Origin of the sequence: Stenotrophomonas sp. BR163, assembly GCF_047520985.2 — a bacterium.
Taxonomy (GTDB): domain Bacteria; phylum Pseudomonadota; class Gammaproteobacteria; order Xanthomonadales; family Xanthomonadaceae; genus Stenotrophomonas; species Stenotrophomonas sepilia.
This window is the reverse complement of record NZ_JAXBRE020000001.1, coordinates 85,405-110,730: the sequence shown is the minus strand read 5'-3', so window position 1 is coordinate 110,730 and position 25,326 is coordinate 85,405. Positions and strand designations below refer to the sequence as shown.

Annotated in this window: 20 protein-coding genes; 16 read left to right on the top strand and 4 right to left on the bottom strand. The window is 66.8% G+C overall.

From position 1 onward, the window contains the following. The first annotated feature begins 27 nt into the window (after window positions 1-27). A complete protein-coding gene (gene zipA / locus ACM0PY_RS00525) occupies window positions 28-768 on the top strand; it encodes a cell division protein ZipA (protein ID WP_061480035.1) in 741 nt (246 codons plus the stop codon). Between the two features lie 94 nt (window positions 769-862). Here the strand turns inward: zipA and ACM0PY_RS00520 are convergent, their stop codons facing one another. Next, the gene (locus tag ACM0PY_RS00520) at window positions 863-1,987 is read right to left on the bottom strand and encodes a pyridoxal phosphate-dependent aminotransferase (protein ID WP_134971228.1); all 1,125 of its coding nucleotides are present in this window, start codon (window positions 1,985-1,987) and stop codon (window positions 863-865) included. A 258-nt stretch (window positions 1,988-2,245) separates the two neighbouring features. Here ACM0PY_RS00520 and ligA point away from each other — a divergent pair, with 258 nt between their 5' ends. The 9 genes from ligA to ACM0PY_RS00475 all read left to right on the top strand — a co-directional run bounded on the left by ligA (window position 2,246) and on the right by ACM0PY_RS00475 (window position 15,167). After that, window positions 2,246-4,717, top strand: coding sequence for an NAD-dependent DNA ligase LigA (gene ligA, locus ACM0PY_RS00515; RefSeq protein WP_428999806.1), 2,472 nt, complete (start codon window positions 2,246-2,248; stop codon window positions 4,715-4,717). Between the two features lie 50 nt (window positions 4,718-4,767). Next, window positions 4,768-5,253, top strand: coding sequence for a GNAT family N-acetyltransferase (locus tag ACM0PY_RS00510; protein WP_053497333.1), 486 nt, complete (start codon window positions 4,768-4,770; stop codon window positions 5,251-5,253). Further along, window positions 5,250-6,206: an EF-P lysine aminoacylase EpmA gene (gene epmA, locus ACM0PY_RS00505; RefSeq protein ID WP_134971224.1), complete on the top strand. Its 957-nt coding sequence runs from the start codon at window positions 5,250-5,252 to the stop codon at window positions 6,204-6,206. The genes ACM0PY_RS00510 and epmA overlap by 4 nt, the downstream gene beginning before the upstream one ends. Window positions 6,207-6,344: 138 nt before the next feature. Beyond that, complete coding sequence (locus tag ACM0PY_RS00500) at window positions 6,345-7,073, top strand: DUF3011 domain-containing protein (protein ID WP_134971222.1); 729 nt, start codon at window positions 6,345-6,347, stop codon at window positions 7,071-7,073. Between the two features lie 47 nt (window positions 7,074-7,120). After that, window positions 7,121-8,185: an S-methyl-5-thioribose-1-phosphate isomerase gene (gene mtnA / locus ACM0PY_RS00495; protein ID WP_180883896.1), complete on the top strand. Its 1,065-nt coding sequence runs from the start codon at window positions 7,121-7,123 to the stop codon at window positions 8,183-8,185. A gap of 259 nt (window positions 8,186-8,444) precedes the next feature. After that, window positions 8,445-11,159, top strand: a complete 2,715-nt coding sequence (gene gyrA, locus ACM0PY_RS00490) for a DNA gyrase subunit A (RefSeq protein WP_111176128.1) — start codon at window positions 8,445-8,447, stop codon at window positions 11,157-11,159. 130 nt (window positions 11,160-11,289) lie between these two features. Beyond that, window positions 11,290-13,818, top strand: coding sequence for a membrane-bound PQQ-dependent dehydrogenase, glucose/quinate/shikimate family (locus ACM0PY_RS00485; protein ID WP_180883897.1), 2,529 nt, complete (start codon window positions 11,290-11,292; stop codon window positions 13,816-13,818). A 39-nt stretch (window positions 13,819-13,857) separates the two neighbouring features. Next, window positions 13,858-14,835: a lysozyme inhibitor LprI family protein gene (locus ACM0PY_RS00480; RefSeq protein ID WP_235646701.1), complete on the top strand. Its 978-nt coding sequence runs from the start codon at window positions 13,858-13,860 to the stop codon at window positions 14,833-14,835. A gap of 47 nt (window positions 14,836-14,882) precedes the next feature. Beyond that, on the top strand, window positions 14,883-15,167 hold the full coding sequence (locus ACM0PY_RS00475; protein WP_235646700.1) for a hypothetical protein: 285 nt from the start codon (window positions 14,883-14,885) through the stop codon (window positions 15,165-15,167). 294 nt (window positions 15,168-15,461) lie between these two features. On the opposite strand, the gene ACM0PY_RS00470 is transcribed toward ACM0PY_RS00475, so the two are convergent. Together ACM0PY_RS00470 and ACM0PY_RS00465 are read right to left on the bottom strand one after the other, a co-directional pair. Continuing rightward, on the bottom strand, window positions 15,462-15,869 hold the full coding sequence (locus ACM0PY_RS00470) for a DUF3037 domain-containing protein (RefSeq protein WP_061480045.1): 408 nt from the start codon (window positions 15,867-15,869) through the stop codon (window positions 15,462-15,464). Beyond that, complete coding sequence (locus ACM0PY_RS00465; RefSeq protein WP_111127379.1) at window positions 15,847-16,623, bottom strand: HipA family kinase; 777 nt, start codon at window positions 16,621-16,623, stop codon at window positions 15,847-15,849. The genes ACM0PY_RS00470 and ACM0PY_RS00465 overlap by 23 nt, the downstream gene beginning before the upstream one ends. 239 nt (window positions 16,624-16,862) lie before the next feature. Here ACM0PY_RS00465 and ACM0PY_RS00460 point away from each other — a divergent pair, with 239 nt between their 5' ends. From ACM0PY_RS00460 to ACM0PY_RS00445, 4 genes are all read left to right on the top strand, one after another. Next, the gene (locus tag ACM0PY_RS00460) at window positions 16,863-17,192 is read left to right on the top strand and encodes a hypothetical protein (protein ID WP_180883899.1); all 330 of its coding nucleotides are present in this window, start codon (window positions 16,863-16,865) and stop codon (window positions 17,190-17,192) included. 168 nt (window positions 17,193-17,360) lie between these two features. After that, window positions 17,361-19,823, top strand: a complete 2,463-nt coding sequence (locus ACM0PY_RS00455; RefSeq protein WP_180883900.1) for a S9 family peptidase — start codon at window positions 17,361-17,363, stop codon at window positions 19,821-19,823. A 165-nt stretch (window positions 19,824-19,988) separates the two neighbouring features. Continuing rightward, complete coding sequence (locus tag ACM0PY_RS00450) at window positions 19,989-21,821, top strand: M3 family metallopeptidase (protein ID WP_180883924.1); 1,833 nt, start codon at window positions 19,989-19,991, stop codon at window positions 21,819-21,821. A gap of 248 nt (window positions 21,822-22,069) precedes the next feature. Then, entirely contained in the window at window positions 22,070-22,390 is a 321-nt protein-coding gene (locus tag ACM0PY_RS00445; RefSeq protein ID WP_180883901.1) for a hypothetical protein, read from the top strand. A gap of 13 nt (window positions 22,391-22,403) precedes the next feature. Here ACM0PY_RS00445 and ACM0PY_RS00440 read toward each other — a convergent pair whose 3' ends face one another. Then, on the bottom strand, window positions 22,404-23,387 hold the full coding sequence (locus tag ACM0PY_RS00440; protein WP_134970691.1) for a hypothetical protein: 984 nt from the start codon (window positions 23,385-23,387) through the stop codon (window positions 22,404-22,406). Window positions 23,388-23,525: 138 nt separating this feature from the next. Here ACM0PY_RS00440 and ACM0PY_RS00435 point away from each other — a divergent pair, with 138 nt between their 5' ends. Both ACM0PY_RS00435 and ACM0PY_RS00430 read left to right on the top strand, forming a co-directional pair. Continuing rightward, window positions 23,526-24,491, top strand: a complete 966-nt coding sequence (locus ACM0PY_RS00435) for a DUF2268 domain-containing putative Zn-dependent protease (protein WP_065186182.1) — start codon at window positions 23,526-23,528, stop codon at window positions 24,489-24,491. A gap of 48 nt (window positions 24,492-24,539) precedes the next feature. Further along, entirely contained in the window at window positions 24,540-25,322 is a 783-nt protein-coding gene (locus tag ACM0PY_RS00430) for an SGNH/GDSL hydrolase family protein (RefSeq protein ID WP_180883903.1), read from the top strand. The last annotated feature ends 4 nt before the right edge of the window (window positions 25,323-25,326 follow it).

The window sequence follows — 25,326 nt, the reverse complement described above, 5'->3', positions numbered from 1 at the left end:
GAATGAATTAGCCGGAGAACCTATCGAATGTCCGACACGGCACTGTTGCGCATCGGCATCCTGGCCGCCGGCCTGCTGTTGATCGCCGCGATCTTCCTGTTTGGCCGTCCGAAGAAGAAGCCCCAGGGCCGTCGCGTGGAGAACACGGAACCGGCCAGTGGCGAGCGCCGCGAACCGGTCCTGGGCGAGGACGGCGTCGTGGTGGCTGAGGGCCGCGTCGAACCGGGCATGCGCGGGGAAGGCGAGCAGGCCGAACTTGGCCTGGCCGACACTGACCCGGGCGCGGCCAACGACCTCGGCAAGCGCACTACCCAGGATTTCGACAAGATCGTCTCGCTGTTCGTGGCCGCCCGTGCCGGCGAGCAGCTGCGCGGCGAAGACATCGTGGTGGCGGCCGAGAAGACCGGCCTGGTATTCGGCCACATGAACGTGTTCCACCGCCTGGTGGAAGGCCACCCCGAGCGCGGCCCGATCTTCTCGATGGCCAGCATCATGAAGCCGGGCAGCTTCGACATGGCCAACATCCGTGCCATGGAAACCCCGGCCATCGCCTTCTTCCTGACCCTGCCGGCGCCGCTGACCGCGCTTGATGCCTGGGAGAAGATGCTGCCGACCGTGCAGCGCATGGCCGAGCTGCTCGATGGCGTGGTGCTGGATGACAGCCGCAATGCCTTGGGCCGCCAGCGCATCGCGCACATCCGCGACGAGCTGCGTGCCTACGACCGCCAGCACCAGGCACCGCCGCTGACCAAGACCCCGCGCTGGTAAAGCCTGTTGTGCCGGCCAACGGTCGGCACCCACCCCGGTAGATCCACGCCATGCGTGGATGGGAGCGAACCAAGGTTCGCCCCCACCAACAGGGTCAGGCCGGTACGCCGGCCACCTTGGCGAACGCACGGCGGAATGCGGCCATCTCGTCTTCGGTGCCGACGGTCACGCGCACGCGCTGTGGCCAGATCGGCCAGCTGCGGCCAATGATCACGCCGTTGTCTGCCATCGCCTTGGCAAAGGCGGCACCGTCGCGCTGCACATCCACCACGAAGCAGTTCGCTTCCGACGGCACGCAGCTGAAGCCACGCTTGCCCAGCCACGCGATGGTGGCCTGCCGCACCCTGGAATTCTGCAGGCGCCGCTGCGCGATCAACTGGGGATCCTGCAGGCTGGCCAGTGCCGCTGCCAGTGCTGGCACGGGCAGCGGGTTGTCGCCCAGGCTGGCCAGTTCGCGTAGGCGGTCAGGGTGTGCGGCCGCCATGCCCAGGCGAAGGCCGGCCATGCCGTACAGCTTGGAAAACGTGCGCAGCACGATCAGGTCATCGCGCTGCGTCACCCGGGTGATCAGGCTCGGCTGCTCGCTGTACTGCAGGTAGGCCTCGTCGACCAGCACGCGGGTGGAGGCGGGCTTGTGGGCCAGCAGCCAGGCGAGCTCATCCGGTGGGCTGATCGAACCGGTCGGGTTGTTCGGATTGCACACGTACAGCAGCCCGGTCGGGCGTGCGTGCGCGGCGGCGACCATTGCACGCAGGTCATGCGCGCCGTCGTCGCGTAGCGGCACCTTCTGCACGTATGCACCGTGTGCGGCGGCGACCTCGCCCAGCGTCTCGAACGTTGGGTCGGCCACCACCAGTCCCGCCTGCGGGCTGGTCCACAGCACGGCGGCGCGGTTCAGCGGTTCGCTGGAACCCGGATACAACCGCACGTGATCAGCCGGAATGCGTGCCTGTTCGATGAAGGCATCGCGCACCTGTCCGGCCAGGGAGAAGCGGTAGCGGCCGCAACCGGCGATGCTGTCGCGTGCCGCCTGCTGGGCTGCGGGCGAGGGGCCGTAGGGGCATTCGTTGAAATTCAGCAGCACCGCACCTTCGGCGGGGGCAGGAGCGGCGGCCGTCGCGGGTTGGGCATGGCCAAGCTGCGGCAGCCCGCTGCCAGCGACGGCGAGGCCGGCACCGGCCAGTTGCAGGAAGCGTCTACGGGAAGCAGGCAGGGTCACGGGTGGGATTCCGAGGAGTAGCCTTCGCACGCTAGCGCTGGTTGCGGTGGGCGGCAAGCCCGCTTTTTGTAGTGCCGAGCCTTGCTCGGCTGCAGGTGTGCCAACCAAGGTTGGGCACCTGCCGGGGCGGGGAGATGGTTGGCATCCACCAGGGCAGGGGGGGCGCCCGTCGAGCATGGCTCGGCGCTGCGAAGGGGGGGCATTACAGGGCCTGACGGCCGGGCGCGGTAGAATCCCCGGCCATCCCAGAACCACCGGATTCCGATGAGCTCCAGCCCCGCCGAACGCGCCGAAGATCTCCGCCGGCAGATCGCCCAGGCCAACCGCGCCTACCATGAGCTGGACGCCCCGGAGATCCCCGACATCGACTACGACCGGATGGTGCGCGAGCTGGAAGCACTGGAGCGCGAACATCCGGAACTGGCCCGGGCCGACAGTCCGACCCAGCAGGTCGGCGCGCGTCCCTCCGGCCGTTTCCCCGAAGTCCGCCATGCGGTGCCGATGTTGTCGCTGTCCAACGCCTTCAGCGATGAGGAAGTGGCGGATTTCGTGCGCCGCATCGATGAACGCCTGGGCCGCCGCAGCCTGCAGTTTTCGGCCGAGCCGAAGATGGACGGCCTGGCGATCAGCCTGCGCTATGAGGATGGTCATTTCGTGCTCGGCGCGACCCGCGGCGATGGCAGCACCGGCGAGGACGTGACCGCCAACCTGCGCGAGATCGGCGATGTTCCCAAGCGGCTGCACGGCAAGGACTGGCCGGACGTGCTCGAGGTGCGCGGCGAAGTCTACATGGCGCGTGCCGATTTCGAGGCCTACAACGAACGTGCGCGCCTGCACGGCGGCAAGGTGCTGGCCAACCCGCGCAATGCGGCGGCCGGGTCGCTGCGCCAGCTCGACCCGAAGATCAGTGCGCAGCGCAGGTTGAGCTTCTTTGCCTACGGTACCGGTGAAGTGCAGGGCGGCGAGCTGCCCGATACCCATTCGGGCACGTTGGCGCAGCTCGGCGCCTGGGGTTTCCCGGTCAGCGCGCTGTGCAAAGTGGTGGAAGGCACCGACGGCCTGCTCGGCTACTACCGCGATATCGGCGAGCGCCGCGACAGCCTGCCGTTCGATATCGATGGCGTGGTCTACAAGCTGGATGACCGTGCCGGCCAGCAGGCGATGGGCTTCGTCTCGCGCGCGCCACGCTGGGCCATCGCGCACAAGTTCCCTGCACAGGAACAGAGCACCACGGTGGAGGCGATCGAGATCCAGATCGGCCGCACCGGTGCGGCCACACCGGTCGCGCGGCTGGCACCGGTGGCCGTGGCCGGCGTGATCGTGTCCAACGCCACCCTGCACAACGCCGACCAGATCGCACGCCTCGACGTGCGCGTCGGCGACAGCGTGATCGTGCGCCGTGCCGGCGACGTGATCCCGGAAGTGGTCAGCGTCATCCTCGATCGCCGCCCGCAGGGCACCACGCCCTGGCAGATGCCGACGCGCTGCCCGGTGTGCGGCTCGGAGATCGTGCGCGAGGAAGGGGCGGCCGCATGGCGCTGTTCGGGCGAGCTGTCCTGCCCGGCGCAGCGCAAGGAAGCCATTGCCCATTTCGCTTCGCGCCGCGCGATGGACATCGACGGCCTGGGCGACAAGTACATTGAAACCCTGGTCGACGCTGGCATCGTCAAGAGCGTGGCCGACCTGTACCGGCTCAGTCGTGACCAGCTGCTGCACCTGAAGCTGGTGCTGGACGCTGAAGATCCCTCGGCGCTGGCCGCCGCACTGAAGCTGCACCTGCCGGCTGAAGGCAGTGGCGCGGTGCTCAATGCGGTGCTCAGGCTGGACGGCAACGATCCGGGCTGGCGCGCGCAGGCGCTGGCGCAGCCGGCCCGCTTCGAATGGAACACGAAGAAGATCGCGACCAAGTGGGCCGACAACCTGATCGCGGCCATCGACGCCAGTCGTGCCGCCACGCTGGAACGGCTGCTGTTCGCGCTGGGCATCGAGCACGTGGGCGAAAGCACGGCCAAGGCGCTGGCGCAGTGGTTCGGTGACCTGGAACTGATCCGCCACCTGCCGTGGCCATTGTTCAAGCGCGTGCCGGACATCGGTGGCGAAGTGGCGCGGTCGCTCGGCCACTTCTTCGAGCAGCAGGGCAACCAGCAGGCCATCGATGACCTGCTGCAGGTCGGCCAGGTCCGCATCAGCGATGTGCACGCGCCCAGCCCCAGGCTGCGCGAGGGGCTGGACCTGGCGCAGCTGTTGGTCGAATCAGAGATTCCCGGCATCACCCGCCTGCGCGCGGAGAAACTGGTGGCCGCGTTGCCCGGTGCCCAGGCGGTGCTCGACGCCGAGCATGGGCAGTTCGTCAACGCAGGATTGCCGGACGACACCGCGCGTGGCCTGGCCCAGTGGCTGGACAGCGAGGGCCATGGCGCGATGCTGCTGGCAGCCGAGAAGGCGATGCAGCAGATCCTGGCCAAGGCACCGGCGCTGGCCGAGATTGTGGCCGGCCCGCTGGATGGGCAGACCGTGGTGCTGACCGGCACCCTGGCCCAGCTCACCCGCGATGCCGCCAAGGAGCGCCTGGAGGCCCTCGGTGCAAAGGTCTCCGGCAGCGTCTCGAAGAAGACCAGCTTCGTGGTCGCCGGTACCGAAGCGGGTTCCAAGCTGGACAAGGCGCAGTCGCTGGGCGTGCCGGTGTGGGACGAAGACCGCCTGCTGGCCTATCTGGCCGAACACGAGTGACGATCCCGCCGGGTGTCCCCGCGCCCGGCATGAAACACAAAGGAACACCGATGCAGACCGCCCCGCTGGATTTCCGCCTGGCCACCCGTGCCGACGAGGAGCTGTTGATCGCGCTGATGCGCGAGTTCTACGCCGAAGACAGGATCGACTTCGATGACGCGCGCGTGCGTCGCGGCGTGGACGCGCTGCTGGCCGATCCGCGCAATGGCGAAGTGCTGTTGTGGATGGACGAGGCGGGCGAGGTAGTCGGCTACGCGGTGATCGCGATGGGCTTCAGCCTGGAGCAGGGCGGCCACTTCATGCTGCTGGACGAGCTGTACCTGAGCCATCGTGCGCGCGGTCGTGGCCGCGGCAAGCAGGCGCTGGCCATCTGCGAACAGCGCGCTCGCGGTCGTGGCGTCAGTCGCCTTCGCCTGGAAGTGAATCACCACAACGAACTGGCACGCCGCCTGTACCTGGCCAGCGGCTACATCGACGATACGCGCGATCTGCTGACCCTGCCGCTCGACCATCCGCGCCCGGAGGGCATCCTGTGAGCGAGGCCCTGCTGCGCGCGCTGCAGCAGCGCGCCGCGCTCAACGCGCTGGTGCGCCGCTTCTTTGCAGAGCGCGATGTGCTCGAGGTGGAGACGCCGATCCTGTCGGTCGCGGGCAACACCGAGCCGAACATCGACAGCTTCCATACCGACTTCACCGGGCATGTCGATGCCGGCGGACGCCGCCGCTGGCTGCGCACCTCGCCGGAGTATCCGCTCAAGCGCCTGCTGGCGGCCGGTGTGGGCGACTGCTACGAGCTGGGTCGGGTATTCCGCAACGGTGAGGCCGGCGGCCGCCACAACCCCGAATTCACCATGCTGGAGTGGTATCGGGTCGGCTGGGACCACCATCGGTTGGTACAGGAGACCGCCGAGCTGATCGGACAGGCGCTGGCCCTGGTCGGACGCCGTGCAACGCTGCACGTGCTGAGTTACCGTGAGCTGTTCCAGCAGCACCTTGGCGTGGATCCGTTCGAGGCGGATGAGTCCACGCTGCGTGCCGCGTTGGGCGAGGTGCACATTGACCCGGTCGGATTGACCCGTGATGACTGGCTCGACCTGCTGATGACCCATCGTATCCAGCCGCATTTCGACGACGCGGTGATGACCGTAGTGCATGACTGGCCAGCCAGCCAGGCCGCGCTGGCACGCATCCGCGCCGGCGCGCCGCCGCTGGCCGAGCGTTTCGAGCTCTACCTGGGTGCAGTGGAGCTGGCCAACGGCTATCACGAACTGAACGACGCCGACGAGCAGCGCGCCCGCTTCCGGCGCGACCAGCAGCGCCGCCACGAACGTGGGCAGGTGCAGCCGCCACTGGATGAGGCGCTGCTGGCGGCATTGCCAGCGTTGCCGGCCTGTGCCGGCGTGGCGGTGGGTGTCGATCGCCTGCTGATGGCGATGAACCGCACGCCACGCATTGCCGATGTGCTGGCCTACGACTTTGCCCACGCGTGACGCCCGCGTGTTGCTGAACATCGCAGGCTGAACGAAACGCGGGCTCTGTGCGCTTGCGTCGGTAAGCAGGATGATGCTCTTATCACGGCCAATGCCGGACACTGGCATGCAGTTCATCCATTCCTGCTGGGGAAGGCTTTGGTCAAGTGGTTTGCGGTTGTCGCTGCACCGATGTACTCCATTGCGCTCTGGGGTGCCTGGCTGCCGTCGCCGGCGTCGGCCCAGCAGGTGGGCTACGACGATGAAGTGGTGACCTGCGAGTCCCGCGACATGGGCTGGGTGCACTGCGACATCGATGTGGCCAACGGCGTCGATCTGGTGCGCCAGCTGTCGAGCAACAGCTGCATCCGCGGCAGCGAGTGGGGCACCGACCGCAGCGGCGTGTGGGTCACCCTTGGCTGCCGCGCCGAATTCCGTGCGCGCCGTGCGCAGGGTGCGGCACCTGCGGCAACGGAAGGCAAGCGCCTGGTGCGCCGCGTGGTGCGCTGCGAATCCAATGGCCGTCCGCAGAGTTGCCCGGTACGCCTGGATGGCGCGCCGGTGCGCCTGCTTCGCCAGTTGTCGGTGCTGCCGTGCCGGGAAGGCCAGGGATGGGGCTACAAGCGCAATGAAGTCTGGACCAGCCGTGGCTGCCAGGGCGATTTCGAGGTGGCCGACGAGGATGGCCGCTTCGTCGATGTGCCGCGCCGCCTGACCTGCGAATCGAAGTCGAAGAAGCGCCGCTTCTGCGGCGCGAGCATCTCGGTGGGTGCTGTGGTCTCCGAGCAGCTGTCCAGCACGCCCTGCGAGGAAGGTAGTACCTGGGGCTGGAGCCGCAACGGCATCTGGGTGGATGGCGGCTGCCGCGCCGAATTCTCGGTGAATTGAGCCGGGGCAGGCTCCAACCACGCGGGGCGTGGCCCTACAATGGGCCCATGAACACTGCCTCCGACATCGACTACGCCCGTTACGACCACATCCGCCCGATCCTGTGGACCGGCGATGCCTTGCAACTGCTGGACCAGCGCAAGCTGCCGTTCGTGGTCGAGCACGTGGTCTGCCATGACAGTGACGAGGTTGCCAGCGCCATCCACGCACTGACCGTGCGTGGCGCGCCGGCGATCGGCATTGCCGCCGCCTGGGGCGTGGTGCTGGCCGCGCGCGAGGTGCAGGCCGCAGACGGTGCGCACGCGTTGCAGCAGCTGGAGCCGGCACTGCAGCGCCTGAACGCATCGCGCCCTACTGCGGTCAATCTGGCCTGGGCGCTGGCACGGATGCGCCGTTGCCTGAACGCTGCCGGCGCCGACTGGAGGGCGTTGCTGGAGTCCGAAGCGCAGGCGATCGCAGAGGAAGACCTGGCGGCCAACCGCCACATGGGCGCACTGGGCGCTGGCCTGATCGAGGCTGGCAGCGGCGTGCTGACCCACTGCAATACCGGCTCGCTGGCCACCGCCGGCTTCGGTACCGCGCTGGGCGTCATTCGCGCCGGCATGGCCCAGCACCGCATCGCGCGCGTGTTCGCCGGCGAGACCCGGCCGTGGCTGCAGGGTGCACGCCTGACCGTGTGGGAGCTGCAGCAGGACGGTATCGATGCCACCCTGATCGCCGACTCGGCGGCCTCGCACCTGATGAAGACCGGTGCCGTGCAGTGGGTGATCGTGGGCGCAGACCGCATCTGCGCCAATGGTGATACCGCCAACAAGATCGGCACCTACCAACTGGCCATTGCCGCACGCCACCACGGCGTGAAGTTCATGGTGGTGGCGCCGTCCTCGACCGTGGACATGGAGACCGTGGACGGCAGCCAGATCGAGATCGAGCAGCGCGACCCGGGTGAGCTGTATGGCGTGGGCGGTGCCCGCACCGTGGCCGAAGGCATTGCCGCCTGGAACCCGGTGTTCGATGTCACCCCGGGCGAGCTGATCGACGCCATCGTGACCGAGCGCGGGGTGATCCTGAACCCGACCGCCGAGAACATGCGCGCCGCCTTCGGCGGTTGAGGCGGGCAGGACCGCGGACGTCTGTAGAGCCGAGCCCATGCTCGGCTGCGGCGTATTGCCGGCCGAGCCGGGCATGGGCTCGGCCCTACAGCATCGGTAGGGCCCCTAAGTTCCTGATTTGTGCCGGTAAAATCCCCGTAAAGGCAGGCGGAAAACAGCCCGTTGTGGTAGTATCCACAGGTTGAATCGAGGTTCCGGCGCGACCCCCTCCCGCAGAGGGCTGCGCCGGACTGGACCGCTACCAGACAACGGAACCCGAATGGCAGAAACCGCCAAGGAAATCATCCAGGTCAACCTGGAAGACGAGATGCGCAAGAGCTACCTCGATTACGCCATGAGCGTGATCGTGGGCCGCGCGCTGCCGGATGCGCGCGACGGCCTCAAGCCGGTGCATCGTCGCGTGCTGTACGCGATGAATGAACTCAACGCGCACAGCAACAAGCCCTACTTCAAGTCGGCGCGTATCGTCGGTGACGTCATCGGTAAGTACCACCCGCATGGCGATCAGTCGGTGTACGACACGCTGGTGCGCCTGGCACAGCCGTTCTCGCTGCGCTACATGCTGGTCGACGGCCAGGGTAACTTTGGTTCGATCGACGGCGACTCCGCCGCGGCGATGCGATACACCGAGGCGCGCATGTCGCGCCTGGCGCATGAGCTGATGGCCGATATCGACAAGGAAACCGTCGATTTCCAGCCCAACTACGACGAAAAGGAACTGGAGCCGACGGTCATGCCGACCCGGTTCCCGAACCTGCTGGTCAACGGCTCGGCCGGTATCGCGGTGGGCATGGCGACCAACATCCCGCCGCACAACCTGAGCGAATCGATCAACGCCTGCATTGCGCTGATCGACAACCCGGAGATCGACGTCGACGGCCTGATGGAGTACATCCCGGGCCCTGATTTCCCGACCGCCGGCATCATCAACGGCACCGCCGGCATCGTCGCCGGCTACCGCACCGGCCGTGGCCGCGTGCGTATCCGTGCCAAGGCCGACATCGAAGTGGCCGACAACGGCCGCGAGTCGATCATCGTCACTGAAATTCCTTACCAGGTGAACAAGGCGCGTCTGATCGAGAAGATCGCCGAGCTGGTCAAGGAAAAGAAGATCGAAGGCATCAGCGAGCTGCGCGATGAGTCCGACAAGGACGGCATGCGCATCTACATCGAGATCAAGCGCGGTGAATCTGCCGAGGTTGTGCTGAACAACCTGTACCAGCAGACGCAGATGGAATCGGTGTTCGGCATCAACATGGTGGCGCTGGTCGATGGCCGCCCGCAGTTGATGAACCTCAAGCAGATGCTGGAGGCGTTCGTCCGCCACCGCCGCGAAGTGGTCACCCGCCGCACCGTGTTCGAGCTGCGCAAGGCGCGCGCCCGTGCCCACGTGCTGGAAGGCCTGACCGTCGCGCTGGCCAACATCGACGAGATGATCGAACTGATCAAGACCTCGCCGAACCCGAACGAAGCACGCGAGCGCATGCTGGCGCGCGTGTGGGAGCCGGGCCTGGTCGGTGCGATGCTGGGTGCCGCCGGTGCCGAAGCCTCGCGCCCGGAAGACCTGCCCAAGGGCGTGGGCCTGATCGAGGGCGGCTACCAGCTGACCGAGATCCAGGCCACCCAGATCCTGGAAATGCGCCTGCACCGCCTGACCGGGCTGGAGCAGGACCGCCTGACCGACGAGTACAAGCAGCTGCTGGAAGTGATCGCCGGGCTGATCCACATCCTGGAAGATCCCGACCGCCTGCTGCAGGTGATCCGAGAGGAGCTGGTCAACGTCAAGGCCGAGTTCGGTGACGAACGTCGCACCGAAATCCGCCACAGCGAAGAAGACCTGGACATCCTCGACCTGATCGCACCGGAAGACGTGGTGGTCACCGTGTCGCATGCCGGCTACGTGAAGCGCCAGCCGGTCAGCGTGTACCGCGCGCAGCGCCGCGGCGGCCGTGGTCGCAGTGCGGCGGCGACCAAGGAAGAGGATTTCATCGAACAGCTGTGGCTGGTCAACACGCACGATACGCTGCTGACGTTCACCAGTTCGGGCAAGGTGTTCTGGTTGCCGGTCTACCAGCTGCCGGAAGCGGGCTCCAACGCCCGCGGCCGTCCGATCATCAACTGGATTCCGCTGGAACCGGGCGAACGCGTGCAGGCCGTGCTGCCGGTGCGCGAGTACGCCGATGGCCAGTTCGTGTTCTTCGCCACGAAGAACGGTACGGTCAAGAAGACCCCGCTGGGCGAGTTCGCCTTCCGTCTGGCCCGCGGCAAGATCGCGATCAACCTCGATGAGGGCGATGCCCTGGTCGGCGTCGGCCTGACCGATGGCCAGCGCGACATCCTGCTGTTCGCCTCCAACGGCAAGACCGTGCGCTTCGGCGAGGACAAAGTCCGCTCGATGGGCCGTACCGCAACTGGCGTGCGTGGCATCAGGATGCCGGCCGGCGAGGAAGTGGTCAGCCTGATCGTGGCCGAAAGTGCCGGTGGCATCGAGGACGAGAACGAGGACGACAACGGTGTCGAGGAAGCCGCCGCCACGGGCGATGCGGTGATTGACGGTGCCGATGACAGCAGCGTGCAGTACATCCTGACCGCCACCGAGAACGGCTACGGCAAGCGAACTCCGCTGCCGGACTACCCGCGCAAGGGCCGTGGCACGCAGGGTGTGATCGGCATCCAGACCACCGAGCGCAACGGCAAGCTGGTCGCCGCAGTGCTGATGGGCTCCCGCGACGAAGTCCTGCTGATCTCCGACGGCGGTACGTTGGTGCGTACGCGTGGCTCGGAAATCAGCCGCGTCGGCCGCAACACCCAGGGCGTGACCCTGATCCGCCTGTCCAAGGACGAGAAGCTGCAGGCGGTGGAGCGCATGGATGCCTCGATCGACGAGGACGAGGACGAGGTGGCTGCCGCCGCCCCGGCCACGACCGACGGCGCACCGGCTGCTGCCAGCAGCGAGGACGCCGCGCAGGAGTGATCCTGCCGCGAGCCTGGGTACCCGACGACGCCGGCCCTGTGCCGGCGTCGTCGTATCCGGATGCCACGCATACGCGCGCGCTTCACACAGGCGGTGGGATAACGGCGCATGCTGCCCCCGGAGATCGACGATGTCCGCCACGCCGCAGTCCGTTCCTGCTCCCGTCCGCGCCTCACGGCACCCTCTCGTTACCGTGCTGTCGCTACTGCTGGTCGTACTCGGCCTGGTCATCGGCGGGCTCGGCGCGTGGCTGCTCAGCCTGGGCGGGTCGGCGTACTACGCCATCGCCGCGGTCGGCCTTCTGGCCAGTGGCCTGTTGTTGTTCGGCAATCGCCGCAGCGGCGCGCTGCTGTACGCGCTGGTGTTCGTCGGCACGCTGCTGTGGACCTGGTGGGAATCGGGAAGCGACTACTGGCGCTGGGTGCCGCGGCTGGGCCTGGTGACCACGCTCGGCATCGTGCTGGCGCTGCTCGCGCCGACCCTTCGCGAACCGGTTTCAAAGCGCCTGTCGCGCAGCGTGGCGGGCGTCCTGATGCTGGTGTTCGTCGCTGCCTTCGGGTTGGCGTTCGCACCGCATGGTGAAGTGGACGGGCACCAGCCGTTCCCGGAAGGCGCGGCCAGCGCCGGACTGGAACCCACGCGGGATACCACCGGCCTGCAACCGGCCGACCAGCCTGCCGAGGGAGACTGGCCGGCGTGGGGGCGCAGCAATGCAGGCACCCGCTATTCGCCACTGCAGCAGATCACCCCGGCCAACGTGGCCACGCTGCAGCCCGCCTGGCAGTTCCGCACCGGCGATATGCCGAAGAAGCGCTGGGGTGCGGAAACCACGCCGCTGAAGATCGGCGACCGCCTGTACCTGTGCACTGCCCGTAACCGCCTGATCGCGCTCGACGCCGCCAGTGGCAAGGAAGTGTGGCGCTTCGATCCAAAGGTGAAGGACGCCTCGATCCCGTACACCGCCGCCTGCCGTGGTGTGAGCTACTACGAGCAACCGGCAACGCCGATCCTGGCCGATGCCACCCTGGCCGATGCCGCGGCTGATCTGGCGTTGCCCGAGCCGCCGCCCAGCGTGAGCCGCAGCGCTGCACCGGGCAGTCGTCCGGCGTGCTGGGCGCGCATCATCGAAGGCACGCTGGACGGGCGCATCATTGCAGTGGATGCAGATAGCGGCCGTCCCTGCGCGAACTTCGGCAACAACGGCCAGGTCGACATCACCTTGGGTATGGGTGAGGTGCCCCCCGGCTACGTGTCGATCACCTCGCCCCCGGCCATCGTGCGCGGCGTGATCGTCACCGGCCACCAGGTGCTGGATGGTCAGCGCCGCGACGCGCCATCGGGCGTGATCCAGGCTTACGACGCGATCACCGGCAAACTGCGCTGGGCGTGGGACATGGACCAGCCCGAGCGCAGCGGCCTGCCGCCGCATGGGCAGACCTACACGCGCGGCACGCCGAACATGTGGACCACCGCGACCGGTGATGAGGCGCTGGGGCTGGTCTATCTGCCGCTGGGCAATTCTGCGGGCGACTACTGGAGTGGCTCGCGTACGGAAAACCAGAACCGCTATGCGACGTCGCTGGTGGCGATCGATGTGGCCACCGGCAAGCCGGCCTGGCATTTCCAGGCCGTGCGCAAGGATGTTTGGGACTACGACCTGGGTTCGCAGGCCAGCCTGGTCGACTACCCGACGGCGGCAGGCAAGGTGCCGGCGATCCTGCTGCCGACCAAGCAGGGTGACATCTACATTCTCGACCGCCGCAACGGCCAGCTGCTGACCGCTGCCGAAGAGCGCAAGGTGCCGGTCGGCGGTGTCGAACCGGAACAGCGTTCACCCACCCAGCTGTTCTCGCTGTACCACACGCTGCGCCGCGAGCATGACCTGACCGAGCGCGACATGTGGGGCATCACCCCGATCGACCAGCTGATCTGCCGCATCCAGTTCCGCAAGGCCTATTACGAAGGCTTCTACACGCCGCCGAGCAGTGATCGCCATTCCATCGAATACCCCGGCTACAACGGCGGTTCGGATTGGGGCAGTGTGTCCATCGACACGCGCCGCGGCGTGATCGTGGCCAACTACAACGACATGCCCAACTACAACCGGCTGGTGCCACGTGCCGAAGCCGACCGTCTGGGCTGGCTGCCGCGCGAGAAGATCCGTGCCGACAGGGGCGGTGGCGAGGGCGCCGGCGATCCGCAGGTGGGAACGCCGTATGGTATCCAGGTCAACGCTGGCTGGCGGCTGCCGTTCACGGGTCTGCTGTGCAAGCAGCCTCCCTACGGCGGCATCCGCGCCATCGACCTGCGCACCGGCAAGCTGTTGTGGGATCGTCCGTTTGGCAGTGCGCGCGGCAATGGGCCGTTCGGCATCCGTTCCGGCCTGCCGATCGAGATCGGCACGCCGAACAACGGCGGTTCGGTGGTGACCGCCAGCGGGCTGATCTTCATCGCGGCCGCCACCGATGACCTGCTGCGCGCCATCGACCTGAAGACCGGCAAGGAGCTTTGGCATGCCAAGCTGCCCGCGGGCGGGCAGGCTACGCCGATGGTGTATGAACAGGACGGACGCCAGTTCGTGGTGATCATGGCCGGCGGCCACCATTTCATGGAAACCCCGAACGGCGATTACGTGATGGCGTTTGCGCTGCCGAAATAGCGGTTGCCGGCCGGAATACGGGCGACGGGGCCGTGACCGATGTCGCTGCCCAGTGGTGCCGAACTGATTGCCGGCGATGCACGCTTTCTGAGCCCTGCGTATGCGCCCTGCATGGCGGCCGCGGGCACCGCACTGGAGCCCCGTCGTCGTTGTGTCGACGCTGAATTCAAGGTGCACGACGATGCGCTCAACGCCGCCTGCAGTGCGGCGCGCTCCACGCTGACCGCCAGTGATCAGCAGGTGCTGCGCGATCTGCAGCGGCAATGGCTGCGCCAGCGCGACAGTCGTTGCCCGGAAGGCGGCACGGCCGTTGCCCAGCTGGATTCACAGCAGTGCCGCACGCACATGACCCTGCTGCGTGCCCGCCAGTTGCAGGGCGGCCATGCGGCGGCGCTGGTGGCGGAAGCCAGGGCGGCCCCGGCGCCGGCGCAGGCCGCGGTGCATACCGCCGATGCTGCGCCTGACAAACAGGGCAGGATCGTCCTGCGGCCCGGCGAGGGCAGGATCACGCCTGCATTGCAGGTGGTCTTCCAGGTGGCCGACTGCGGCGGCGCCGACAACGTGACGACCTGCAGGGTGCGGAGCATGGGCGTGACCCGTGGCGGGCGCAACGTGGCGGTCACGGACGTGCAGCCGCGCCTGACCCGCGCTGGCGCCGATGCCCAGGGTGCGGCGGCCGTGATGCTGACCGTTTCGGATTTCAATGGCGATGGTGTGCCGGACCTGCAGGTGTGGCAGGACAACAACGGTGTCTACAACGTTCCGGTGCATGCGTTCTACCTGTTCGACGCCAAGGTCAACCGCTATGTGCGTGCCAAGGCATTGGAAGCGGCCATCGGCGGGCGCGACATCGACCATATCGACAATGGGCGGTTTGCGCTGCGCGCGAAGGTCAGCCCGTGCGAGCGCGAGGACAAGGTCATCCAGCTACGCGGAACCGGGCCGCGCACGCTGCTGCAGCGCCGCTATGACACCTGCAGGGGCGAGGCCCCTACCGAATCGGACCTGCTGAAGTAGGTCTTCCCCGGACGAACGGATGCGTTCCGGAACTGGAGAGCTGAAGGATGAGCGAAGACTATGGAAAAGGTGGGGTGGGCTTCGGCCTGACCCGGGACCAGTCGGTCGAGATGATCGTGCGTACCTGCATCGACAACGGCATTACCGACCATCGGCAGATTGCCTATGTGCTGGCCACGGCGCAGCACGAATCGCGTGATTTCGCCGCGCCCGAGGAAGCGGTGCGGTACCAGATCGGCATGGGCGTGGAATCGCTGCCGCAGGAGCGGAGCGAATGGCATCGCATCGAGGCGTTCGCCGTCACGGTCGAGGGGTTGCGGCAGAGTCCCTAGCGTGGATGCAGCTGGGGGGACGACCGTCATGGACCTGGCCAATCTGCGGCAGGTGAAGCGGTTCCAGATCGTGGGCGCTGAAACGCCGGACAAGATGAAGCTCGCCCAGGCCTGCAAAGCGGAGCGCTGGTCTCACCTGCATTGCTGCAGTGGGCCACCACGGCGCAGAACCACAAGGGCTGGTATGGCTTGGTTTCGTGGTGCAGGGCGAGGGTAGGGAGCACCGGTACGGCCACGAAGACGGTGCGCCTGCTTCCCGCGAACGGCAGTCGACCAGCGGTCGACTCTACCCAATCAATGTTGCTCGGTTGGTGCCGGTACCCGCACCATCTTCGTCATCAAGTGTTCCACCACACCCGCCGGGTCCGCAGTGCGGCCGACATGCGTGCTCGACATCTGCACAACCGAGCTGCGCTTGGCGGTGAGGAAATGAAAGCGGGCGCGCGCGGGCAGCTGTGCGATCGGTCCGGCGCTGGCGTCGCCACGGCAGATGGCCACGATCGCATCCAACCACGGTTGCAACGCATCCTGATCAAGCGCTGGAGCGAACGCGTGCAGGCGTGCCGGATCGATCTCGATGGCCGCTTCCAGATGGCGCGCGCCGGGGCAGGAGACGATCACTCCGACGTTGATGAACTCCTCGCGTTCCACCCGCGGTACCACGCGGATGACCGCATAGTCATACGTGTGCAGCGTGGGCACGGACGGCCTCCTGCACGAACACCGCACGCACTTTCAGGCGGTGCTTGAGATAGTCGATGTAGCCTTGGCGATAGGCCTGCGGACTGTCGAATGCCGGCTCGTTGACCAGCCAGCTGTCCGGCACCAGGCCGACGATGCGCTCGATCTCGGCATCGCTCAGGCGCGCGGCCAGTTCGGTATCCAGCTCGGCGATGCGGCTGGCGAACGACAGCAGCACATGGTCGCGGATCAGCACGAACGGCTTTTCGCAGGCATCGCCGGCATTGGCCCAGTCGTGGTGGAAGTACATCGCCGCGCCGTGGTCGATCAGGTACAGCTTGCGGTGCCACACCATCAGGTTGGGGTTGCGGGTGGTGCGATCGACATTGCTGGTGAACGCATCGAACCAGACGATGCGCGAGGCCAGGTCGGCGTCCACCGGCATCGCCGCCGGATCGTAATTGATCGCACCCGGCAGGTAGTCCAGGCCCAGGTTCAGGCCCTCGCTGGCGCGGATCAGCTCCTGGATCTCCGGGTCGGGCTCGGTTCGGGCGAACTCGCGATCCAGCTCGACGAACAGGATTTCCGGAATCGGCAGGCCCAGCGTGCGTGCCATCTCACCGGCAATCAGCTCGGCGATCAACGCCTTCGGGCCTTGGCCGGCGCCGCGGAACTTCAGCACGGCCATGCCGTCGTCGTCGGTCTCGACCACGGCGGGCAGGGAGCCGCCTTCCCGTAACGGGGTGATGTAGCGGAGGGCATGTACGGTGCGCATGGGCGCATTCTAGCGTGGGTGCAGGTACAACCCTCTGATCGGCGAGGACCGATTTCGGCCTTCACCTGTCCCTTCCGCCTGCGATGGCAGCATCGTGCTCCAGGAACCCTTGGGTTCATGGGCGCACTGGCACTCTCGATGCCAAGGCTTCGGGCTGGGCACCTGCTCGGCTGCCAGCGACGCGCACTGCGAAGCGGAAACCTCATCCACGATGTCCAGCAGGCTACGGAGGTGCACCGATGAGCGATGAATTCACTCCCATGCTGCCGCCCTTGGACGATGCCAAGGTCGAGGAAATGATCGGCAAGGTGGTGCTGGTGGGCGTCACCCGCTATGGCGGTGACGGCCAGGTGCAGGGGCTGGAACAATTCGCCGGTACGGTGCTGCGCATCAGCGCCGACGAAGGCGTGGTGCTGGCGGACGAGAATGACGGCCACGAGCGCTATCTGCCGCCGATGCTCGACCAGTACCAGCCAGCCGAGCCCGGCGAGTACCGCATGCGCAGCAGCGGCATGATCGTGGTCGACCCCGATTACCTGACTGCCTGGGACCTGCACGCCCAGCAGTGACGACAGACCACGCCTGGCAGATGCCGGTCCATCGCCGGCCTCTCCGGGCGTGTCCCACCTTGCCCCATCCGGCCTCTAGCCCTTCCGGCCCATTCACCCCATTCCCTGCGGTGCTAGATTCGGGTCCATACCCGATTCCGGGTACCCATTCACACCCAGGGGATAAGGATGCTGATCCGTCGAACCTCTCTGGCGGCGGCCGTTGCCGTTGCCACCTTCGGCCTGCTGGCCGCTGGCCCGGCGCTTGCCGGCTACGCGAAGCCGCCGGAGCACTTGCTCAAGGTGTTGAAGGCACCGCCGCCGCCGGCGCCGAACGTGGCCCCGGGTGGCCAGCGCCTGCTGCTGACCACTGCGCAGACCTACCCGTCGATCAGCCGTGTCGCCCAGCCGTACCTGAAGCTGGCTGGCGTGCGCCTGGAACCGAAGAACCGCAGCCGCCATGACACCCCCGGTGGCTATGGCATCCCGGCCTGCGTGGCCGACTTCACCCTGGTCGACATCGGCAGTGGCCAGCAGACCAAGGTCAACCTGCCGCAGGGCTGCGCCACCGGCGCGCTGTGGTCGGCCGATGGCAGCCACTTTGCGTTCCAGAACGCGGTCGATACCAGCGTGCAGCTGTGGGTGGGCGATGCAGCTACCGGCCAGGTGAAGCAGGTGCCGAACGTCCAGCTGAACCCGATTTTCGGCTATACCGTGCAGTGGCTGGGCGGCAGCCAGAACCTGCTGGTGAAGCTGGTGCCGGCCAACCAGGGCCCAGCACCGTCCAACGGTGGCGTACCGACCGGCCCGGATGCACAGGAGTCGCTGGGCAGCAGTGGCGAGAGCAGCACCTACGAAGCCCGCGACACGCTGACCAGCGTGCATGACGAGAAGCTGTTCGCTTATTACGGCGCCTCGCAGCTGGCCGTGGTCGATACTGCCGCCAACGGCGTGCGTCCGGTCGGGCAGCCGGCGCTGTTCAACGAAGTCAGCGCCGCGCCCGATGGCGTGCACGTGCTGACCGAATCGATCAAGGCGCCGTACTCGCATGCGGTGACCTACCAGCGCTTCGCCAACGACGTGGCCGTGCTGGATATCGCCAGCGGCAAGTCCACGCCGATCGCCAGCCTGCCGCTGGCCGACCGCGTGCCGGTGCACGGCGTACCGGAAGGCCCGCGTGGTTTCGACTGGCGTGCCACCGATCCGGCTACCCTGGTCTATGCCGAAGCGCTGGACAAGGGTGACTGGAAGGTCAGCGTGCCGCATCGCGATCGCGTGCTGATGCTGAAGGCGCCGTTCAACGGCAAGCCGGTCGAGATCACCCGCACCGCACAACGCTTCGAAGGCTTCGCATGGACTGCCGATCCGGCCGTGGCGTTCCAGTTCGAGAACGACGAGAACCGCCACTGGATGCAGACCCGCATCGTCGATGTGGACCAGCCGAAGAAGGAAGGCCGCCTGCTGTGGGACATGTCCAGCGATGAGCTGTACGGCAACCCCGGCAACCTGGTCTTCACCCGCCTGCCGAATGGTGCGCAGGTCGTGCGCCGTGAGGGCAACCATGTGTTCCTCAGCGGCCGTGGTGCCTCGCCGCAGGGCGACCGTCCGTTCCTCGACCGCCTCGACCTCGGCACGCTGACGAGCGAGCGCCTGTTCCGCAGCAGCGCCGATGCCTACGAACAGTTCCTTGGTTTCAGCAATACGCCTGGGCGCTACCTGACCTGGCACCAGTCGGTGATCGATCCGCCGAACGCCTTCATCCGTCAGCAGGGTGAGGCGGTGGCCGATGCGAAGACCGGCGAGGCGCAGTTCGCGTCCACCGCGACCGCGCTGACCAAGCTGGTCGACCCGACTCCGGAAGTGCGCCAGATCAAGAAGCAGCTGGTGACCTACAAGCGTGCCGATGGCGTGGACCTGTCGTTCACCCTGTACACGCCGCCGGGCTACAAGGAAGGCCAGCGCGTGCCGGCGATCCTGTACGCCTACCCGGCCGACTTCGCCAACGCCGCGCAGGCGGGGCAGGTGTCCGGTTCGCAGCAGACTTTCACCCGCCTGCAGCCGTACCGCCTGATGCTGCTGGCCGGCTACGCGATCATCGACAACGCCTCGTTCCCGATCGTGGGTGACCCGAAGAACGCCTACGACACCTACCTGGAACAGCTGGAAGCTGACGCCAGGGCGGCGGTGGACAAGGCGGTGGACATGGGCGTGGTCGATCGCAACCGCATCGGCGTGACCGGCCACAGCCATGGCGGCCTGATGACCGCCAACCTGATCGCCCATACCAACCTGTTCAAGGCTGGCGTGGCGACCAGCGGTTCGTACAACAAGACCTTTACCCCGTTCGGCTTCCAGAACGAGCGTCGCTCGGTGTGGCAGGCGCAGGACGTGTACCTGAAGGCCTCTCCGTTCTTCTATGCCGACAAGATCAAGCTGCCGCTGCTGCTGGTCCACGGCGAGGACGACGCCAACCCGGGCACTGAGCCGTTCCAGTCGCGCAAGCTCTACCAGGCGATCCGAGGCAACGGCGGCATCACGCGGTTGGTGATGCTGCCGAACGAACCGCACTGGTACACCGCATTGGAATCGAACGAGCAGCTTGTAGCGGAAATGCTGAACTGGTTCGACACCTACGTGAAGAACGCCAAGTAAGGAGACGGGAAGGCCGCCCCAGGGCGGCCTTGCTGTATCGGGATGTGAGTGGGTAGACGGCCTGGATCCGGATGCGGAATCGGGAATCGGGAAGCCACCTGCCATGCGGCATCCGGGTCCACCCGGGCTGCTAAGCTGGGAGTGGAAACAGACCAGGAGACATCGATGCATCGCAATGGGATGCGCGCCATCACTTTTGTCATCGCGACGCTGTTGGCCGGGATGACACACGGAGTGGAAGCGCAGGCTCTGCGGGCAGATGACCGCAGCTACTTTGGCAGCGCCTCCCAGGAACGTGAGGCGTGGAAGAACCTCGAGCGGAGGACCCATGCCCTCAAGGCACTTCATGCGCCGCCAGACGTGAGGTTCCAGCAGGCCGAACAGCTGTATGGCGAGTGCCTCCGGCACCATGGCTACCTGCATCTTGAGGCCGCGCGCAATGCCGACGATGCCCGGCTGGCCAACACCCAGGGCGAAGTCGCCAGCACATGTGGACGCATCGCGGCGATTGCCAAGCAGGCATTGCGTGATGCGCCCGCGCACGCTGCCTGGATCGGGCCGCATGCCGACCTGCGTGAACGGGCGTTGCGGGAGGATGTGCAGCCGGCCAATGCAGCGCTGGTGGATGCGGTCGACACGTTGGCTGACCCGGCGCTGGACAGCTTCGGGCGTCTGCACCGGCAGCTGCTGCAGTCGGCCCCCTTTGCGCGTTTCGAACATGAAGGCCGCACGCTCGACAGCCGCACCGACGCGCGAGCCCTTTCCCGCCTGCCGGATCGTTCACTGCGCGAAGCGGCATGGCGTGCCTACTGGCAGGGAATGGCGTCGCGGCGCAGCGAAATGGCAACGGTGCTGCTGGGCCTGGTCCGCCTCAACGAGCATGCGTCGGAACTGCAGGGCGATGGAACTGCGCCTGACCGCAGCTACCGGCACATGGGCCTGGATCAGGCCGCCGTCGACGCGACACTTGCGGCGGTAGCGCGCCACGCGCTGCTGCGGCGGAACTACCAGCAGATGCAGTTGACCCATCTTGAGCGCATGGGCCAGGCGTCTCCACAGATCTGGGACATGGACCTGCCTGATGCGGGCTATATTCCTCCGCCGCTTGACCTGGCGCAGTTGCGTGATGCGGCGGCGGCATCAATGCAGGTGCTGGGGCCGGATTACGTGACAGGGCTGCGCGGACTGCTCGATCCTGCGGGCGGACACATGGATCTGGGTGGATCGGCAGGGCGGCGCGCGATGGATGCGTTTTCGATCAGCGCCCCTGGCGCGCCTTCGCTGCTGTTCGTTGGTCATCGACAGGGCGATTTGGAGGGGGATGTCCAGATCGCTCACGAAGCCGGCCATGCCATGCATGGGCAGTGGATGCAGCGCGGTGGCGCATCCTCGTTCCAGCGCAACGGCAACAAGTGGTTGACCGAGGCCTTCGCCATCTACAACGAACTGAAGCTCCGCGATCAGCTCTATCGGCGGGCCAGCGATCCACGTGCCAAGGCGTATTACCTGAAGTCGTTGCTCGATGACATCATCCTGCAGCTGTTCGTATCGTCTGAAGAGGCCGATCTGGAACAGTCCATCTATCAGCAAGTGGCCGCCGATGAGGTTGGCAACGCAGACGCGCTTGATGCGCTGACGGTGAAGGTACTGGGCCGGTATGGGGGCGCATCGGAGCAGTATCCCGAGCTGCGCAGCACCTGGGTATCCAAGCGGCTGATGTATGAGGATCCGCTTTACCTGGCCAATTACCTGTATGCCGGACTGATTGCGGTGCAGCTCTTCGCCCAGGACCAGCAGGATCCGGAGGGATTCAGGGAGCGCTACCTGGCCGTCCTGGGCGAAGGGTTTGATCGCCCGCCGCAGCAGCAGGTCGAGCAGTTGCTGAATGCGAAGCCCGACTGGCCACGCCTGGTCGAGGAGGATCTGGGCATCTTCCAGCAGTACCTGGCGCAGCTGCAGGTACTGCACGCGGAAATCGAGCGCCAGCGCGGTCGCTGAGGCGACAGCCTGCTGCTGACCGGCACCCGGGTGATGTACGCGGTGCGCAGCGAGCCGGACGCGCTTTCCGCGGTCCTCGACTCGGCCAGCAATGCGCCGGCCGCGCGTGAAGCGAACCGGATGCGGCCCCAGGGTGACCTCGTGTCATTGGCCGTTGCGATTGCGTAACCATATGTGATGCGGGTGCCATGGCGTGCAGAAGCTGCGATACGCTGCAGGTCTGTTGCTGTCTGCCATGGGTTTCACCAATGAAGTCCAAACGTGTTGCCGCAGTGTTGGCGCTGGTGATGACGCCGATCCTGCATGCCCAATCACTCCCCTCCGAACTGGCGCAGCTGGGCATTGTTGCCGGCGTGCCCTATGCCAAGGCCAAGCGCCTGATGGATGCGGCAGGGTGGCAGGCGAGTCCGGTCCAGGGCGCGCCTGAGTCACTCGAGGGCTTTCCGGAAGTTGGATGCCAGAAGGACGCCAAGCAATGCGCAACAACCTTCGAAAAGGGCGGGCAGCAGGTCGCGATGCGATTGGGCACTACCCTGGCAGGGCAGCCGTTCGTGCAGGGCGTGGACTGAGCGCGCGTTGCGTTCAGGCCAGCGGTAGGCGGTCCTGCGCGTGCGACAGCTGATCGTGCAGCTCGCGCACATGCTCGGCCTTGGCATGCACCCGGGAGGTGTCGCCGAAGCTGCGCAGGTAGGTGCACGCGGCAAAGCCGGCACTCTTCTTTTCGTACTCGGCAATCCAGGCCAGTCGATCCGGATTGTTGGCCTGTTCGGCTGACCACGCGGCCACAGGCGGCCGGATGCGGTACTTCAGGCCGACGCGCCACGGCTTCGGTGTCAGTCGCGCACGGAAACAATGCTGCAGCCGGCACATGCGCGCGTACAGGGTGTCGGTGCCCAGTGCCTTGAAGAATGCCTGGAGCTGCTCGTCCTCCGGTGAGAACGTGGCATGCATCGCCAGCACGCGCAGCCCGGCGGGTGTGCGGTAGGCACGCAGGTGCCAATCGGGATGCTGTTCGCTGAACCCGTCCACGCGTTTCAGCGCAAGCCCCTCAGCACCGCCGGCGGCGGCCAGGCGCTGCTTCCGCCGCATCAGCAATGCCGCGTTGACAAGCAGCACTGCCGCCACGCCCAGTACCAGGCCCACCAGCCAGTGCCAGAGCAGGGTGCCGATGATGGCGCCGGCAAGCAGCAGGATCGCAGCGACGATGGCCGGTATCACGCAGCCGGCCGGTGGCTGCGCATGGTCGATGTCGGCAAACAGCACGTCGGGGCTGTTGAGGCACAACGCGCCATAGCTGTTGCGGGTGATGATGACATCGCCGTCGCGCTGCACGATCTGCTCGCGGATTGGCACACCCTCCACGCCATAGTTGCTGCGCACTTCGCGACGCGGCAGCGCCTGCCCGGCGAGGATGGCATTGAGGGCTTCGTTGGCGCGGCGGTCGGCGTGGGCCTGGGCCTGGGCAGGTCCCTCATCGGACCAGCCGAAGCGGCGCACGACCACCGACCGGCCACGGAAACGGGCCTGCAGGCGGGCTTCGGCCCAGTACGCGGGAACGATCATCATCGTGCGGTGCTCCATCATCCATGGCAGGTGCCTGAGTGAGTCTGGCACAGCCCCGAAGGGCCTGCATGTGCCCGCTGCGGTGGCCGGGGCGGGGTGATAGATTGCGCGCTTCGCATGCACTCCACCAAGGACGGAGCGATGTCCAGTTTCCTGCGTTGCCTGCTTGCCCTGGCCTGTGCCGGGGCGGTCGGCGTGGCGTCGGCGGGTACCCCGCCGGGGCCGCAGATCCTCACCACCGATGCCAGCCGCTTCTACGCGCTCCACGACAGCACCGGCGGCAAGCCCAGCGTCGCCCAGCTGGCCGGTTACCTGGCCGAAGGCAGTCCGGGCCTGAGTGAACTGGCGAAGGCGCGCCGGGTCACGCCCGAACGCATGGCCGAAGCCATTGCCAGCCAGCCCGGGGTGTATGCGCAGGGCCGCAGCTGCCTGGCGGAGCTGCCAGCGGTGAAGCAGCGCCTAGTGCAGGTGTTCGGCAACCTGCAGGCGATCTATCCGCAGGCCGCGTTTCCTCCGGTGACCCTCGCGGTCGGCCGTGGTCGGCCGGTCGGGTTGACCTCGAAGAGTGGGGTGATCATCGGCCTGGAAGCGTTGTGTGCAGCCGATTTCATGAATCCCAACGTGCAGGACCGTTTCGTGCACGTGATCGCGCACGAGTACGTGCACATCCAGCAGACCGGCCTGACCGATTTCGAGCCCGGCGACCCGCATGCGACGGTGCTGCGTGTTTCGCTGGGCGAAGGCATCGCCGAATTCATCGCCGAATTGATTTCCGGCAACGTCGGCAACAGTCGCCATGCGGCATGGACGCGCGGCCGCGAGGTCCACATTGAAAGCGCCTTTGCGCTGGATGTGGACAGTACCGATCTGTCGCCGTGGCTGTACAACTACAAGCCCGGTTCGCAGGAGCCCTATGACCTCGGGTACTGGGTGGGCTACCGCATCGCCAAGGCCTATTACCTGCAGGCCAAGGACAAGCGCGATGCAGTGCGTGCGCTGATCCAGCAGGACAACCCAAAGGCAATCCTGGCTGCCAGCGGCTGGACGCCCGGCATGTGGATGCCGGCCAAGGTGACCGGCGTGGCCGCGCGGTCGGCGGCGCGGTAAGCGCGGGGCCGCGCGCTAGACTGGCCCGGACATTCAAGGGAGAGACCCATGCGTTCCTTGTCCGGCGGCCTGGCCGCAGTTGCCATCGGTATCGCGCTGAGCGCCCACGGGGTGGCGGCCGAGATGCCCGCGATCAACCCTTTGCTGCTGGAGCCTGTCGAAAGCCTGCGCGCGGACGAAGTGCGCTTCATGCAGCAGCGCCTGGCCGATTGGCCGCAACTGCAGCGTTATCGCGACGCCAACGCGCGACTGCCTGCCGCTGTACCGGGGCAACCACGCGTGGTGTTCTACGGTGATTCCATCACCGAAGGCTGGGGCAGGGAAGGCAGCGCATCGTTCTTTCCCGGCAAGGGCTGGCTCAACCGCGGCATCAGTGGCCAGACCACGGCGCAGATGCTGGTGCGGTTCCCGCAGGACGTGCTGGCCCTGAAGCCACAGGTGGTGGTGATCCTGGCCGGCACCAACGACATTGCCGGCAACACCGGCCCGTCCACGCAGGCGATGATTGAATACAACCTGCACGCGATGGTGGACCTGGCACGCGCACATGGCATCGCCGTGGTACTGGCATCGGTGCTGCCGGTCAGCGATTACCCGTGGTTGCCGGGCACGGCACCTGCTCCCAAGGTGCGCGCATTGAACGCGGCATTGAAGCGCTACGCCGATGCGAAGCAGCTGGTCTATCTGGACTACTACACGCCGATGACCAATGCCGCCGGAGGGCTGGATCCGCAGCTGGCCGAGGATGGCGTGCATCCCACGGCGGAGGGCTATGCGGTGATGGCGCCGCTGGCGGAGGCTGCAATCAGGCGCGCAATGGCGCCGGACTAGGCAC

Coding starts and splice junctions, on each gene's coding strand:
- zipA (WP_061480035.1), top strand. CDS start 28: ATGTCCGACACGGCACTGTTGCGCATCGGCATCCTGGCCGCCGGCCTG.
- ACM0PY_RS00510 (WP_053497333.1), top strand. CDS start 4,768: ATGCAGACCGCCCCGCTGGATTTCCGCCTGGCCACCCGTGCCGACGAG.
- mtnA (WP_180883896.1), top strand. CDS start 7,121: ATGAACACTGCCTCCGACATCGACTACGCCCGTTACGACCACATCCGC.
- gyrA (WP_111176128.1), top strand. CDS start 8,445: ATGGCAGAAACCGCCAAGGAAATCATCCAGGTCAACCTGGAAGACGAG.
- ACM0PY_RS00485 (WP_180883897.1), top strand. CDS start 11,290: ATGTCCGCCACGCCGCAGTCCGTTCCTGCTCCCGTCCGCGCCTCACGG.
- ACM0PY_RS00480 (WP_235646701.1), top strand. CDS start 13,858: ATGTCGCTGCCCAGTGGTGCCGAACTGATTGCCGGCGATGCACGCTTT.
- ACM0PY_RS00475 (WP_235646700.1), top strand. CDS start 14,883: ATGAGCGAAGACTATGGAAAAGGTGGGGTGGGCTTCGGCCTGACCCGG.
- ACM0PY_RS00465 (WP_111127379.1), bottom strand. CDS start 16,623: ATGCGCACCGTACATGCCCTCCGCTACATCACCCCGTTACGGGAAGGC.
- ACM0PY_RS00460 (WP_180883899.1), top strand. CDS start 16,863: ATGAGCGATGAATTCACTCCCATGCTGCCGCCCTTGGACGATGCCAAG.
- ACM0PY_RS00455 (WP_180883900.1), top strand. CDS start 17,361: ATGCTGATCCGTCGAACCTCTCTGGCGGCGGCCGTTGCCGTTGCCACC.
- ACM0PY_RS00450 (WP_180883924.1), top strand. CDS start 19,989: ATGCATCGCAATGGGATGCGCGCCATCACTTTTGTCATCGCGACGCTG.
- ACM0PY_RS00445 (WP_180883901.1), top strand. CDS start 22,070: ATGAAGTCCAAACGTGTTGCCGCAGTGTTGGCGCTGGTGATGACGCCG.
- ACM0PY_RS00440 (WP_134970691.1), bottom strand. CDS start 23,387: ATGATGATCGTTCCCGCGTACTGGGCCGAAGCCCGCCTGCAGGCCCGT.
- ACM0PY_RS00435 (WP_065186182.1), top strand. CDS start 23,526: ATGTCCAGTTTCCTGCGTTGCCTGCTTGCCCTGGCCTGTGCCGGGGCG.
- ACM0PY_RS00430 (WP_180883903.1), top strand. CDS start 24,540: ATGCGTTCCTTGTCCGGCGGCCTGGCCGCAGTTGCCATCGGTATCGCG.